Source organism: Rhodococcus sp. 2G (genome assembly GCF_001886355.1).
In the GTDB taxonomy this organism is placed as follows: Bacteria; Actinomycetota; Actinomycetes; order Mycobacteriales; family Mycobacteriaceae; genus Rhodococcus; species Rhodococcus pyridinivorans.
This window is the reverse complement of record NZ_CP018063.1, coordinates 4,256,321-4,269,902: the sequence shown is the minus strand read 5'-3', so window position 1 is coordinate 4,269,902 and position 13,582 is coordinate 4,256,321. Positions and strand designations below refer to the sequence as shown.

Annotated in this window: 14 protein-coding genes; 7 read left to right on the top strand and 7 right to left on the bottom strand. The window is 68.5% G+C overall.

The window, feature by feature from the left end:
- Positions 1-3: 3 nt before the first annotated feature.
- On the bottom strand, positions 4-1,164 hold the full coding sequence (locus BO226_RS20320) for a helix-turn-helix transcriptional regulator (protein WP_064256055.1): 1,161 nt from the start codon (positions 1,162-1,164) through the stop codon (positions 4-6).
- 101 nt (positions 1,165-1,265) lie between these two features.
- Here BO226_RS20320 and BO226_RS20315 point away from each other — a divergent pair, with 101 nt between their 5' ends.
- Positions 1,266-1,919, top strand: a complete 654-nt coding sequence (locus BO226_RS20315; protein WP_024102523.1) for a hemerythrin domain-containing protein — start codon at positions 1,266-1,268, stop codon at positions 1,917-1,919.
- Positions 1,920-1,940: 21 nt separating this feature from the next.
- Here BO226_RS20315 and BO226_RS20310 read toward each other — a convergent pair whose 3' ends face one another.
- Positions 1,941-2,345, bottom strand: coding sequence for an SdpI family protein (locus BO226_RS20310; RefSeq protein ID WP_064256056.1), 405 nt, complete (start codon positions 2,343-2,345; stop codon positions 1,941-1,943).
- Positions 2,346-2,441: 96 nt separating this feature from the next.
- On the opposite strand from BO226_RS20310, the gene leuS reads away from it, so the two are divergent.
- Complete coding sequence (gene leuS / locus BO226_RS20305; protein ID WP_064256057.1) at positions 2,442-5,309, top strand: leucine--tRNA ligase; 2,868 nt, start codon at positions 2,442-2,444, stop codon at positions 5,307-5,309.
- Between the two features lie 68 nt (positions 5,310-5,377).
- On the opposite strand, the gene BO226_RS20300 is transcribed toward leuS, so the two are convergent.
- From BO226_RS20300 to BO226_RS20290, 3 genes are all read right to left on the bottom strand, one after another.
- Complete coding sequence (locus BO226_RS20300; RefSeq protein WP_064256058.1) at positions 5,378-6,037, bottom strand: hypothetical protein; 660 nt, start codon at positions 6,035-6,037, stop codon at positions 5,378-5,380.
- Between the two features lie 59 nt (positions 6,038-6,096).
- Positions 6,097-6,693, bottom strand: a complete 597-nt coding sequence (locus BO226_RS20295; protein WP_024102519.1) for a CsbD family protein — start codon at positions 6,691-6,693, stop codon at positions 6,097-6,099.
- Between the two features lie 64 nt (positions 6,694-6,757).
- Positions 6,758-7,585 (bottom strand): alpha/beta hydrolase, encoded by an 828-nt coding sequence (locus BO226_RS20290; RefSeq protein WP_064256059.1) that lies wholly within the window; start codon positions 7,583-7,585, stop codon positions 6,758-6,760.
- Between the two features lie 143 nt (positions 7,586-7,728).
- Here BO226_RS20290 and BO226_RS20285 point away from each other — a divergent pair, with 143 nt between their 5' ends.
- Genes BO226_RS20285 through BO226_RS20275 form a run of 3 tightly spaced genes read left to right on the top strand, consistent with a single transcriptional unit; the run spans position 7,729 to position 9,639 of the window.
- Positions 7,729-8,112: a nuclear transport factor 2 family protein gene (locus tag BO226_RS20285; RefSeq protein WP_064256060.1), complete on the top strand. Its 384-nt coding sequence runs from the start codon at positions 7,729-7,731 to the stop codon at positions 8,110-8,112.
- 24 nt (positions 8,113-8,136) lie between these two features.
- Positions 8,137-8,580 carry a hypothetical protein gene (locus BO226_RS26800; RefSeq protein WP_231911991.1) on the top strand — a complete coding sequence of 148 codons (444 nt, stop codon included), beginning with the start codon at positions 8,137-8,139 and terminating at the stop codon, positions 8,578-8,580.
- 9 nt (positions 8,581-8,589) lie between these two features.
- Positions 8,590-9,639, top strand: coding sequence for a DUF6777 domain-containing protein (locus tag BO226_RS20275; RefSeq protein ID WP_064256062.1), 1,050 nt, complete (start codon positions 8,590-8,592; stop codon positions 9,637-9,639).
- A 55-nt stretch (positions 9,640-9,694) separates the two neighbouring features.
- Here BO226_RS20275 and BO226_RS20270 read toward each other — a convergent pair whose 3' ends face one another.
- Both BO226_RS20270 and BO226_RS20265 read right to left on the bottom strand, forming a co-directional pair.
- Positions 9,695-10,366 carry an SDR family oxidoreductase gene (locus tag BO226_RS20270; RefSeq protein ID WP_037217432.1) on the bottom strand — a complete coding sequence of 224 codons (672 nt, stop codon included), beginning with the start codon at positions 10,364-10,366 and terminating at the stop codon, positions 9,695-9,697.
- 10 nt (positions 10,367-10,376) lie between these two features.
- Positions 10,377-11,081, bottom strand: coding sequence for a SanA/YdcF family protein (locus tag BO226_RS20265; protein ID WP_006550869.1), 705 nt, complete (start codon positions 11,079-11,081; stop codon positions 10,377-10,379).
- 40 nt (positions 11,082-11,121) lie between these two features.
- Here BO226_RS20265 and BO226_RS20260 point away from each other — a divergent pair, with 40 nt between their 5' ends.
- Together BO226_RS20260 and BO226_RS20255 are read left to right on the top strand one after the other, a co-directional pair.
- Entirely contained in the window at positions 11,122-12,132 is a 1,011-nt protein-coding gene (locus tag BO226_RS20260) for a PHP domain-containing protein (protein WP_064256063.1), read from the top strand.
- A 3-nt stretch (positions 12,133-12,135) separates the two neighbouring features.
- Complete coding sequence (locus BO226_RS20255) at positions 12,136-13,578, top strand: flavin-containing monooxygenase (RefSeq protein WP_064256064.1); 1,443 nt, start codon at positions 12,136-12,138, stop codon at positions 13,576-13,578.
- Positions 13,579-13,582: the final 4 nt, after the last annotated feature.

Below are 13,582 nucleotides of genomic sequence, written 5' to 3'. Positions count from 1 at the left end.
GGGTCAGCCTAGGGTGCGGGCCTCCACCGGCGCCGTCCTCGTTCCGCTCTCGTCGAACCATCCGTCGGGTCGCAGGTCGCCACCGAACCGGGGCATGTACTCGGTACACGCGAGTCGCGAGACGAGGCTGCGCCGGCTGTTCACACCGGTCTTGGTGAAGATGTTCTTCAGGTGGTCCTGCACGGTGTACGGGCTGATGAACAACCGACTCGCGATCTCGTTGCGAGACCGTCCGGCGAGCACTTCGACGAGTACTTCCGATTCGCGTGGCGTCAGACCGTAGGCGGCGGTGACCAGGGCGACGATCTCGGGCAGGCGTGCCCGCTCGAAGGTCATGACGACGCGGCCGGTCTCGTCGAAGATCGCGGCGCGCAGTACGAGCCATTCGCCGTCGAGGGTGCGGACACGCACATCCGCGGGCACGGGTCGTGTTCTACGGACCTGACGGGCGATCACATGCGCCGGTCCGGGGCGCCCCCGAGCGGGACTCTCCCAGCCGAGGCGTTCGAAGAAGACCATCGCTGCGGCAGTGACGGAATCGAATTCGTCGTCCGCCCCGATTACCACCACGGCCGGACCCGAGCATTCGCAGGCGGTGCCCTCGACGACCGTGTTCCGTGTTCGTGCGGATGCGTGCCGGATCAACGTGGTGCGGAATCCGTTCGCGATGTCGTCGAGAACGTCGTCGAGCATCGTGAGTTCGGCGTCGGAGAAACCTCGGCCCGACGCGCGGAGCAGATCACCGACACCCCAGCACCGACGGTCTCCGTCCCGGAAGACCAGCTGCACTTCGTGTCCCATGCCCAGATGCGACACGAGTTCGAGATACCGCCTGTTGCCGTATCCCGGTCCGCGGCCGGAGGGTTCTTCGATCCGCCGCACTCCGGACCGGTGCTGCATGAGCGCGTAGAGGCTGTCCGGATCGAGGTCCGGACCGTACTCGAACTCGATCGACAATCGGAGTACCTCGGCCGGGTCGTCGAGGCCGCGGGTGGTGAAGCCGGTGGGAACCCCGACGGCCGGGTCCACGGGTGCGACACAACCACCGTCGTACGGAATGAAAGCGCCGAGCACATCCATCACGAACTCGCGAAACTGCGCCCCGTCCGCAGCCGCGGATGCTGCGTCGTGGATGCCTGCCCTCAACCGCTGTGCAGAGCGCATATCCCGAAGTATCCCCCTCGAATGTGGGATTGAGAACACCTCACGCGGCGACGAGGCTCCATGGGCACGGGGACATTCATACGGAAGTCGAGGTACCCGCCATGACCACCACTCACGCCACGCCGTTGTCCGCCGAGGATCTGGAGGTCGTGCATCTGATCCACTCCGCTCTACGCCGGGACACCGAACGTCTCGCCGACTTCGCGCAGAAGTGGCGGACCGCCGATCCCGGCACGCACGATGCGCTGCTCCTCGGCTGGCACGGATTCAGCACCGAACTGCACACGCACCACTCCGTCGAGGACGTCTACGTCTGGCCGTTCATGCGGCCACGCCTCGCACACGATGCGGGGGCGATGGAGGTGCTCGATGCGATGGAGGCCGAACATTCCGTGATCGACCCGGCGTTGGCGGAGATCGAGGCTGCGCTCGACGACCGGGAGACGGCGACCGAGCGGCTCGGCGGTCTGCTCGACGGTCTCGTCACGTCGCTGGGTGCTCACCTCGCGCACGAGGAACGGGACGCCTTCCCGCTGATCGAACAATCCATCACCAAGGAGGAATGGCACGACATCTCGATGCGGGCGTTCGCGCAACTGGACAAGCGCGAGGTCTCCGAAATGCTGCCCTACCTCTTCGAGGGAGCACCGAAGGACCGCGTGGCCGTCGTGCTGAAGAGTCTCCCGGTACCGGTGCGGGTGCTCAACCGGTTCTGGTGGACACCGCGCTACGCACGGGAGCGCCGCTGGGCGTGAGGACTGCCGGTGGGAGGACCGTCAGGCGGTCGGCTCGCACGCCCCGCGCAGGCTGCACGCCCCGCACGAGGTACCGCAGCCGGCTGTCTCCTCCGGCTTCGTCGCCGCAGCGACCCGCGCTGCGACGGATCCGCCGGCTCCGGCGGTGATCAGGGCGGCCATCACGGTGACGACGACTGCGATGATCCCGGCGACGGTGGGCAGCGTCAGCGACGCGACACCACCGAGGGCGAGGAGCACCGCGGACCCGAGCATGCTGGGTGCGGCGACCTTGTTGGCCAGGGCGAACGCCTCGTCGTCACGCAGCGCGTCGGGGGTGCGCACACCGGCCCAGCGGTTGCGCGGGAGCTTGCCGGTCAGTGCCGCGACACCCACCGCGCCGACGACGAGAACGAGCACGAAGAGCAGGACAGCGACGATGAGCACCCGACCAGGATACGCGGCCGGTGGTGCCACCGGTCTGCGCGGGTGCGGGCACGTTCTACCCTGGTGGGAGCACTCACACGCCCGGCCGAGTAGATAGTGATCACCGTGACCCGTCCCGAACAGACCTCCCAGCACGAACCCGGCAGCACTCCGCAGCATCGGTACACCGCCGAGCTCGCGGGGCGGATCGAGCAGCGCTGGCAGGAGCTCTGGCGCGAGCGCGGCACCTTCCACGCCCCCAATCCGGTGGGCGATCTCGCCGGCGAGGTGCCCTCCGACAAGCTGTTCGTGCAGGACATGTTCCCGTACCCCTCGGGCTCGGGCCTGCACGTGGGGCACCCGCTCGGGTACATCGCCACCGACGTGTATGCGCGCTTCAACCGCATGCAGGGCCGCAACGTGCTGCACACCCTCGGTTACGACGCCTTCGGTCTGCCGGCCGAGCAGTACGCCGTGCAGACGGGCACGCACCCGCGCACGACCACCGAGGCCAACATCGGGAACATGAAGCGGCAGCTCTCCCGGCTCGGTCTCGGGCACGACGAGCGTCGCTCGGTCGCGACGACCGACGTCGACTTCTACCGCTGGACGCAGTGGATCTTCCTGACGATCTACAACGCCTGGTACGACCGCGAGGCCGGCCGGGCGCGTCGCATCTCCGAACTCGAGGCCGAATTCGCCGACGGCACGCGTCGTCTCGAGGACGGACGCGACTGGGCGTCGCTGTCGGAGGGTGAGCGCGCCGACGTCATCGACTCGTACCGCTTGGTCTACCGGTCGGATTCGCTCGTCAACTGGTGCCCGGGTCTGGGCACGGTGCTCGCCAACGAGGAGGTCACGGCCGACGGCCGCTCCGAGCGCGGCAACTTCCCGGTCTTCCGGAAGAACCTGCGCCAGTGGATGATGCGGATCACCGCCTACTCCGACCGCCTGATCGACGATCTCGAGCATCTGGACTGGACCGACAAGGTCAAGTCCATGCAGCGCAACTGGATCGGGCGCTCGCACGGCGCCCAGGTGAAGTTCGCCGTCGCCGACCACGATTCGGCGATCGAGGTGTTCACCACCCGGCCCGACACCCTGTTCGGTGCCAGCTACGTGACCCTCGCTCCCGAGCACGAACTCGTCGACCGGATCGTCGCCGCGTCCTGGCCCGAGGGCGTCGACCAGCGCTGGACCGGTGGCGCCGCCGATCCGGCTGCCGCGGTCGCGGCCTACCGCGCGTCGATCGCCGCGAAGTCCGATCTCGAGCGGCAGGAGTCGAAGGAGAAGACCGGTGTCTTCCTCGGCGCCTACGCCGTGAACCCGGTCAACGGCGAGCGACTGCCGATCTTCATCGCCGACTACGTCCTCACCGGCTACGGTACCGGCGCGATCATGGCCGTTCCCGGCCACGACCAGCGCGACTGGGAGTTCGCGACCGCCTTCGGTCTGCCCATCCGCGAGGTCATCTCCGGCGGCGACGTCACCGCCGAGGCGTACACCGGCGACGGTGTGCTGGTGAACTCCGGCCTGCTCGACGGTCTCGACGTCGCCGAGGCGAAGAAGACGATCGTCGCGAAGCTCGAGGAGGACGGCGCCGGACGCGGCACCATCCAGTACAAGCTGCGCGACTGGCTGTTCGCGCGGCAGCGGTACTGGGGCGAGCCCTTCCCGATCGTCTACGACGAGCAGGGACGCGCCCATGCTCTGCCCGAATCCGCTCTGCCCGTGGAACTTCCCGAGGTGGAGGATTACGCGCCGGTCTCCTTCGATCCGGACGACGCCGATTCCGAACCGTCCCCGCCGCTCGCGAAGGCGGTGGATTGGATGAACGTCGAGCTCGATCTCGGCGACGGCCTGAAGCGCTACACGCGCGACACCAACGTGATGCCGCAGTGGGCCGGCAGCTCGTGGTACCAGCTGCGCTACATCGACCCCACCAACTCGGAAGCCTTCTGTGACAAGGAGAACGAGGCGTACTGGACCGGCCCGCGGCCGGAACTGCACGGCCCGAACGACCCGGGTGGCGTCGATCTCTACGTCGGCGGTGTCGAGCACGCGGTGCTGCACCTGCTGTACGCGCGGTTCTGGCACAAGGTGCTCTTCGACCTCGGGTACGTCACCTCCTCGGAGCCGTACCGTCGCCTGTTCAACCAGGGTTACATCCAGGCCTACGCCTACACCGACTCGCGCGGCGTGTACGTGCCGGCCGAGGAGGTCGTCGAGCGCGACGGCACGTTCTACTGGACCGGCCCGGACGGTGAGCAGGAGGTCGCTCGCGAGTACGGGAAGATGGGCAAGTCGCTCAAGAACTCCGTCAGCCCCGACCAGATCTTCGACGAGTACGGCGCCGACACCCTGCGCGTCTACGAGATGTCGATGGGCCCGCTCGACCAGTCGCGTCCGTGGGCGACCAAGGATGTCGTCGGCGCGCACCGCTTCCTGCAGCGCGTGTGGCGTCTCGTCGTCGAGGAGGAGGGTGGCGCGCTGCGCGTCACCGACGACACCCCCGGCGACGACACGCTGCGGGCGCTCAACAAGACGGTCGCGGGTGTGTCGGACGACTTCACCCACCTGCGCGACAACACGGCGATCGCCAAGCTCATCGAGTACACGAACCACCTGACGAAGCAGTACCCGTCGGGTGCGCCGCGCAGCGCCGTCGAACCGCTCGTGCTCATGCTCGGCCCGGTCGCCCCGCACCTCGCCGAGGAGATGTGGTCGCGTCTCGGACACACCGAATCGCTTGCGCACGGCCCGTTCCCGGTCGCCGACGAGAAGTGGCTCGTCGAGGACAGCGTCGAGTACCCGATCCAGGTCAACGGCAAGGTGCGCAGCCGCATCACCGTCCCGGCCGACGCCGCACCCGACGCGATCGAGGCCGCCGCGCTCGTGGACGAGAAGATCGCCGACCTGCTCGGCGGTGCCGCACCGCGCAAGGTGATCGTGGTTCCCGGCAAGATGGTCAATGTCGTGAAGTAGCAACCGCTTACGACGGACGAGACCCCGGTGCACAGGATGCACCGGGGTCTCGTCGACTACAACCGGGATCAGGGGTGCTTGTGTTCGATCTTCTCGAACTCGGCGACCTCGCCCGCATCGTGCGCGCGCTCCTCCGCTTCCTTCGCCTCGAGCTGCTTGGCGACGGCATCCTTGAGGGAGACCTTGGCGGGCTCGGCGGCCTCCTGCTCGGCCTTGCGGATGCGCTCCTCGTCCTTCTTCTTCGCGGTCTCGGCGGCCTGGCGCTTCGCGGCGGCCTCCTGGTCGGCCTTCGCGATCTCGGCGGCCTTCTTCTGCTCGGCCTCCTTCTCCGCCTGCTTCGCGCGTTCCTGCGCACGCTCCCGGGCCTGCTCGACTTCGTTCTCGCGGTCGCGTCGCGCGGCTTCCTGCTGGGCAGCGGCACGTTCACGCGTTCGACGGAGTTCGGCGTCTGCCGCGCGCTTCTCGGCCGCGGCCTGCGCGTCGAGTTTCTCCGCGCGCTTCACCGCCTCGGCGCGTTCGGTGGCGAGCGCCCCGCGGGTGGCGATCTCCTGGTCGTCGAGCACGCTGCCGACGATGCCGTCCAGCATGCCCAGCCCCCGCTCGTACATCAGGCGCGGTGGGGCGTCGGTGGGCAGGAACCGCAACTGCTGCTCGATCAATCCCAGCGGGAAGCGGGCGATCTTGTACTGCAGTCGCAGAACGCTCTTGGGCAGAGTGGCGAGGTTCATGGGCGCATCTCCAACTTCGATGGGGGTACAGCTCCGGTAGGGAATGTCGGTGGTGTTCGTCAGCGATCCGGCTCGTCGGTCAGCGTGCGTTCGAGGGCGTCGGCCTTGCGGCGTTCCTCCTCGGCCTGGAGGCGTGCACGTTCAGCGTCGTGGGAGGCTCGTCGGTGGTCCTCGTCGGCGGCCGCGACCTCTGCGGCGGCATCCGTGACCTGCTCGTTCTCCTCGCGACGTGCCTGTTGTTCGGCGGCTGTGGCCTCACGGGCGGCGTCGGATCGCCCTCGGACGATGTTCTCCTGATGTTCGAGGTCGGCGGCCTGTTTGCGGACCCGTGCCTCCCGCTCGGCCTGCGACTCGACGGCGTCGGTCCGCTGCTGCACGGCCTCGCGTTCCTGCTGTCCGGCCTCGCGGACGGCGTCGAGCTGCTCGACCGCCTCGTCGCTCTCGGCCTCGGCCATGTGCGAGAGGGTGTCGGCCTTCCTGGTCTGCCGGGCCTGCTCCTGCTCGAGACGGCCTTCGGTGGTGAGGGAGTCGTTGCCGGTCAGAGCGCCGGCGACCTCCTTCGCCTTACCGACCACGGTCTGCTTCAACCCGAGGCGTGCCTTGTCGGCCGGACCAGGGCGAGCCCTGTCGGATGTGTTGTCTTCGACCACGGTCATCTCCTTCCGTACGGGACACGAAGGGGACGGCCCCATGGCTTGGGGTAGCCAGACGCGGTCGGCTTCAATCCTCGAGAGCCTCGAGAGGGTGGATGTGCGCGCCGACGAAGTCGACGACATCGCCCAGGACCTCGTCCCGATTCGTCTCGTTGAAGATCTCGTGCCGCGCTTCGGGATAGGTCTTCGACGACGCCCCGCGACCTGCCAGCGACGACCATCCGGTGGCGGTGCCGTCGAGGGGAACCAGTCGATCGTCCTCGCCGTGCAACCACAGCACGGGCACGTCGTCGACGGCACCGGCGGCGGTGATCGTGTCGATGCAGGTCTTCAGCGCCTGCACGGTGGTGCGCTTGAACGGGCCGTGCCAGACGAGCGGGTCGGCCACGTAGGCGCGACCCACCTCGGGATCACGGGAGAGGGTGGACGGATCGATGGGGGTATCGGGGATCTCCTCGGCCGTGAGCAGGGCGTCGACGGCCGCCCACCTGCCGAGGACCGGGCCGGACAGGACGACCGCGGCCAGTTCCGAGCCGTATCGCTGCGCGTACCGGGCGGCGATCATGCCACCCATCGAGTGTCCGACGAGCACGACCGGCAGGTCGGGATGCTCGCGTCGCGCCGTGAGATCGAGCAGACGGAAATCGTCGACCACCTTCTCGAAGTCGTCGATCAGGACGCGTTCGCCGTCGCTGAGACCGTGACCGATGTGGTCCACCGCGTAGACGGCGGCGCCGTCGGCGACGAGGCGCGCGGCCACATACTCGTAGCGTCCGCAGTGCTCGCCGTAACCGTGGCACAACAACGCCACGTAGCGCGGGGCCTCGCCGACCCACGTGCGGGCTGCGAGAGCACCGGCGTGTCCGTCGAGGGTGAAGGCGACAGCGTCGATCATCGGGTCTCCGATCGTTCCGGGTGATGGCGATGTCATCGTCCTCCGGCGCGGGGTCTTCCGAGTGGGAATCGCGAGTGCATCCGCGGATCCGGCCCACTACCGTCGAATTGAAACGTGTTCCCGATTCGAACGAAGGAGACCCCATGGCACCGAGTCGGGACGCGATCCGCTCCACCGTCGAGAACTACGTGAAGTCCGTGGCCTCCGGCACCGTCGACGATGTCCTCGCGCTGTACGCACCGGGCGCGACGGTCGAGGATCCCGTCGGCACGCCGGTCCGCGCCACCGAGGCCGAGATCCGCGAGTTCTACGGAGTGGTCGAACCGCTCGCACAGACCGGTGAGGTGATAACCCTCAAGGTCGCGGAGAACAACGCCGCTTTCGTGTTCCGCCTGGTCACGCACCTGGGTGAGCAGGATCTGGTCATGGAGGTCGTCGACGTGATGACCTTCGACGACGACGCGAGGATCACGAGCATGAGGGCGTTCTGGAGCCAGGAGGACATGCAGACCGTCCCCGCCTCCTGATGGACAGTCTCATCGTCGAGGTCGATGGTTTCACGTGGAACATCGACGATCGGGGCGACGGACCCGCGGTCGTCATGTGCCACGGCTTCCCCGGCCTGGGGTATAGCTACCCGGCACCAGTTCGCGCCGCTCGTCGACGCCGGATACCGTGCCGTCGCCCCCGACATGCCCGGCTACGGCCGAACCGACCGGCCCCGGGAGGCCGAGGAGTACACGAACGTCGCGATTTCCAAGCGCCTCGTCCGACTGCTCGACGTCCTCGGGACGATGTCGGGGTCGTCGGCGCTCGAACGGATGCGTGCCTTCGTCCCCGATCTGCGCGGTGTCCACCTGCTCGAGGGCGCGGGGCATTTCGTGCAGATGGAACGTCGCGACGAGGTGAACAACCTCCTCCTGCGTTTCCTCTCCGGGATCCGGATACCGACGAGAACCGCCGAACAGCACTTTCACCGGCGATCATCGACCTAGCATGACGGCGTGGCCACCGACACGGTTCGTGGATTCGGTCTGGCACTCGCCCTGACGGCACTGGTGGCGGGTGCCTGCTCGTCGGGCGGTTCGGTCGAGACGACGACGCCCGTGCAACTGCATGTCGCCACCGCGCAGGACGACCCGTGGACGCCGCGTCTCGTGCCGCCGCAGGTGCCGGTCGCGGTGCCGCCAGCTCCCCCCGAAGTCGTCGAGGAAGGCGGTGATCCGGTCACCGCGACCGCCGGGACCCCGGCCGTTTCCGGTGATCGGCCGGCGCTCTACGGGGGCAGTCTCGACCGGCCCCTGTGCGACCGCGAAGGGCTCATCCTTCATCTGGAGGAGGATCCCGCCAAGGCCGAAGCGTGGCGCGGTGTCCTCGGCGTGCCCGACATCCGCGGCTACACCGACACCCTCACGGCGGTCCTGTTGCGCGCCGACACCCGGGTGACCATGCACGAGTACCGCGACGGTGCGGCGCGGCCCGTGCAGTCGCTGCTCGAACGCGGCACGATCGTCCTCGTCGACGAACTCGGTGTTCCGCGCGTGCGGTGCGTGCGCGGCAATCCGCTGTCCGCGCCGGTGCTCACCGGAAACGACGAACTCGAAGGTCCGAAATGGCCCGGACTGAACGCCGAGCGGATGTTCGTCGTCCAGCCCGCCGCGACTGCTGTGCGGGAGTTGGAGGTCATCGACATCACGACCGGCGCGATGGTCCCCGTGCCGGTCGGTGAGGCCCTGCCGAAAACCATGGCTCCGGCCGCACCGGAGACCATGGAGGAAACCCGCCCGGAGACCGAGGCGCTGCAGGTACCCGTTCCTGCACCGCGGCGCGATCCGGTGCCGGAAGCCGCGGCACCACCACCGCCTCCTCCCCCGGAACCGCCGCCTCCGCCTCCCCCCGCTCCGGAACCGCCGCCACCGCCACCGCCGCCGGCTCCGGAACCCGCTCCGGCACCGGCACCCCCGCCGGCGCCGCGGGCTCCCGCGCCGCCGCCTCCGCAGATCCAGATCCAGATTCCGGGCGCTCCCCCGGTCGTGATCCCCCTGCCGTTCTGAGCCGCCTGCCGTTCTGAGCCGCCTGCCGTTCTGAGCCGTCAGCTCTTTCGAGTCATCAGCGAGGACGCAGAACGACCTCGGTGGGGTGGGCGTCGACCGGCGCCTCGACGACCTGCCGCACCGCACGCGCCACCGTGCCGGGGCTGAGGAACTGCGACGGGTCGTACTCGCGGCCCTCCGACGCGACGATCGCGCGCTGCATGTCCGTGTCGATCCGGCCCGGGTGGATCGAGGTGACCCGCAGCGCGGGTTCCTCCTCGCGCAGCGCGTCGCCGAACGCCCGCAGTGCGAACTTGCTCGCGGCGTAGGCACCCCACCCGGGGCGAACGCGCAGACCCGCCCCCGAGTTGATGAGCACCACGTGGCCGTTCGCGGTCCGCAGGGCCGGTAGCAACACCTGCGTCAGGGCGACGACGGCGACGACGTTCGCCTCGAACGTCTCGCGCCACTGCCGGGGCTCGCTGTCGGCGATCGTGCCCAGTTCGGCGACGCCCGCGTTGTGGACGAGCACGTCGAGCCGATCGATGTCGGCGGCGGCCGCGGCGACGGCGACGTGATCGAGCAGGTCCACGGGCCACGGCGTGGCGTCGGGCAGTTCCTCGAGGATCGCATCGAGCGACTCGCGACGTCGTCCGCCGAGGAGCAGATCGTGGGTGGGAGCGAGTTCCTGGGCGATCGCGGCGCCGAGACCGCGACCCCCTCCGGTGACGAGAGCTGTGGGGCGCATGATCACGAGCCTAGGAAGCAGACGGTGGGGCGGCCACCGCACCGTGCTCGAGACCGGCCAGGATCTCGGCGAGCCGGTCGTCCGGAGGGGTCTCCACCGCCGGGTCGCGCGGGAACCGGAGTTCGAGGAACGCCTTGGGTCGCGACAGCACGTACTCGCGCGCCAGATTCCTCAGCCGCGTGCGCAGTCGCACGTCGTTGGCGGCGCGGACTCCGGCGATGTCGATGCCCGCCCGCCGGCACAACGCCACTGCACGCGGAAGATGGAAGGCCTGGGTCGTGATCAGCGCCTGCCGCACGCCGTAGGTGGCCACCGCACGCCGGGCGGTGTCGTAGGTGTCGAGACCGTACGGGTCGGCGACGATCCGTTCCCGGTTCACACCCTGCTCGACGAGATACGCGATCATCGCCTCGATCTCGTCGCCCGAGGTTCCGGCCCCGTCGCCCGAGACGAGCACGGCTTGCACCCGTCCCCGTGCCATCAACGCGACCGCGACGTCGAGGCGGCTGCGGAGCACCCGCATCGGACGGCCCTCGTGCACCCGCGCGCCCGGCACGATCACCACCGGGGCGGGCGGCGCGCCGTCCACCTCGTACATGAGGTCCTTCGCTTCGGACGCCACGCGGGCGGAGACGAGTGTCAGCGCGGACACCGCACCGACGACCAGTGCGGAGACCGCACCGAGGGGGGACGACGACCGGACGGATTCGAGCATGCGTCCCAGATTACGGACGCCCGGCGGCCACAATGGAGGGGTGGACCCCGTCGACGCACTCCGCGAAGTAGCCTTCTGGCTCGAACGCGAACACGCCGACACCTACCGTGTGCAGGCCTATCGACGCGCGGCGGAGGTGCTCGCCGAGGTGAGCGACCACAAGCGGGAGGTTCTGCGGAAGACCGACTCGTGGACCGATCTGCCGGGCGTCGGGAAGAAGACCGCGACGGTCGTCCGGGAGTCGTTCGAGAAAGTGCCCGCCTATCTCGAGCAGTTACGCGAGGAGGCCGACCCGATCGGGCGCGGCGGCCGCGACCTGCTCGAGTCCCTGCGCGGCGACCTGCACACCCACTCGAACTGGTCCGACGGCGGCAGCCCGATCGACGAGATGCACCGCGTCGCGTCGACGATGATCGGGCACGAGTACTTCGCCCTCACCGACCACTCCCCTCGCCTGAAGGTCGCGAACGGGCTCACCGCGGAGCGGTTGCGCTCGCAGCTCGCCGTCGTCGCGGAGATCAACGAGAACGACAGTGGTTCAAGGATTCTGACGGGTATCGAGGTCGATATCCTCGACGACGGGTCGCTCGACCAGGACGAGGGGCTGCTCGCCGAACTCGACGTCGTCGTCGCGAGCGTGCACTCGAACTTGCGGGCCGACCGGTCGGCGATGACGAAACGCATGCTGCGTGCGGCGGCGAATCCCCACGTCGACGTCCTCGGGCACTGCACCGGCCGGCTTGTCGCCGGGGGGCGCGGAAACCGTCCCGAGTCGAAGTTCGACGCCGAGAAGGTCTTCGCCGCGTGTCGCGACCACGACACCGCCGTCGAGATCAATTGCCGGCCCGAACGCCGCGACCCGCCGTCGCGTCTCATCGACCTCGCGCTCGAGACGGGCTGCCTGTTCTCCATCGACACCGATGCGCACGCACCCGGGCAGCTCGACTGGCTCGGGTACGGTTGCGAACGTGCCGTCGAGCGGGGTGTCGAACCCGAACAGGTGATCAACACCTGGGAGATCGACGACCTGCTGGCGTGGGCCGACAGGTAGGAGATGCGCGTGGAACACGTCGACGTACTGATCGTGGGAGCCGGATTGTCCGGCATCGATGCCGGTTACCGGTTGCAGACACAGTGCCCGGATCTCGGGTACGCCATCCTCGAGAGTCGCGACGCGACCGGTGGTACGTGGGATCTGTTCCGCTATCCGGGGATCCGATCGGACAGCGACATGTACACGCTCGGCTTCCCGTTCCGCCCGTGGCGGGGCGAGAAGTCCATCGCCGACGGCCCCGACATCCTGCAGTACATCCGCGACACCGCCGCCGAATTCGGCATCGACCGACGGATCCGGTTCGGCCACAGGGTGATCGATGCATCCTGGTCGTCGGAGGACGCCCGGTGGACGGTGCGTGCCTCGACCGGGCAGGGAACCGTCGAGATGTCCTGTTCCTTCCTCTATCTCTGCAGCGGCTACTACAGCTACGAGTCGGGTTACCTCCCCGACATCCCCGGTCTGCAGGACTTCGCGGGCACGGTCGTGCATCCGCAGTTCTGGCCCGAGAACCTCGACTACGAGGGGAAGAAGATCGTGGTGATCGGCAGTGGCGCCACGGCCGTCACGCTCGTGCCCGCCCTGGCGGAGAAGGCCGAGCACGTGACGATGCTGCAGCGCTCCCCCACCTACGTGATGTCGCTGCCCGCGCGCGACCCGATCGCGACGCGGATTCGACGCCTGTTGCCGGACAGGGTGGCCCACCGCGCAGTGCGGACGAAGAACGTCGTAGCCAATCTCGGCTTCTACCAGTTCTGCCAGCGGTTCCCCTCGGCCGCGAAACGCATGTTGCGCACCCTCGCCGAACGTCGCCTGCGCGGCAGGATCCCGGTCGATCCCCACTTCTCACCGCGCTACGACCCGTGGGATCAGCGACTGTGCGTGGTCCCCGACTCCGACCTGTTCCGCACCCTGCGCGCCGGGAAGGCCGAGATCGTCACCGACCGGATCGACACCGTCACCGAGAAGAGTGTCCGCCTCGAGTCCGGTCGCGAACTCGAGGCCGAGATCCTAATTCCCGCAACGGGTCTGCAACTGGTGCCTGCCGGGGGCATCGAGTTCGTCGTCGATGGGGAGAGGATCGACCTCTCGGCCCGGTTCATCTACCGTGGCATGATGCTCGACGGCCTGCCCAATGCCGCGATGTGTCTCGGCTACACCAACGCGTCGTGGACCCTGCGTGCCGATCTCGCGTCCCTCTACGTGTGCCGGTTGCTGCGGTACATGCGACGCAACGGTTACCGTTCGGCGGTTCCGAGGTATTCGGGCGACGGGCGTACCCGCCCGCTGCTCGGTCTCGACGCCGGGTACATCCACCGCGCGGAAGGTGCTCTGCCCAAGCAGGGTTCGCGCAGCCCGTGGTTGATGCGGCAGAACTATCTCCTCGACCTGCCCACCATGAGGTTCGGTCGTGTCGACGAATCGATGCAGTTCACGCCCTGACCCG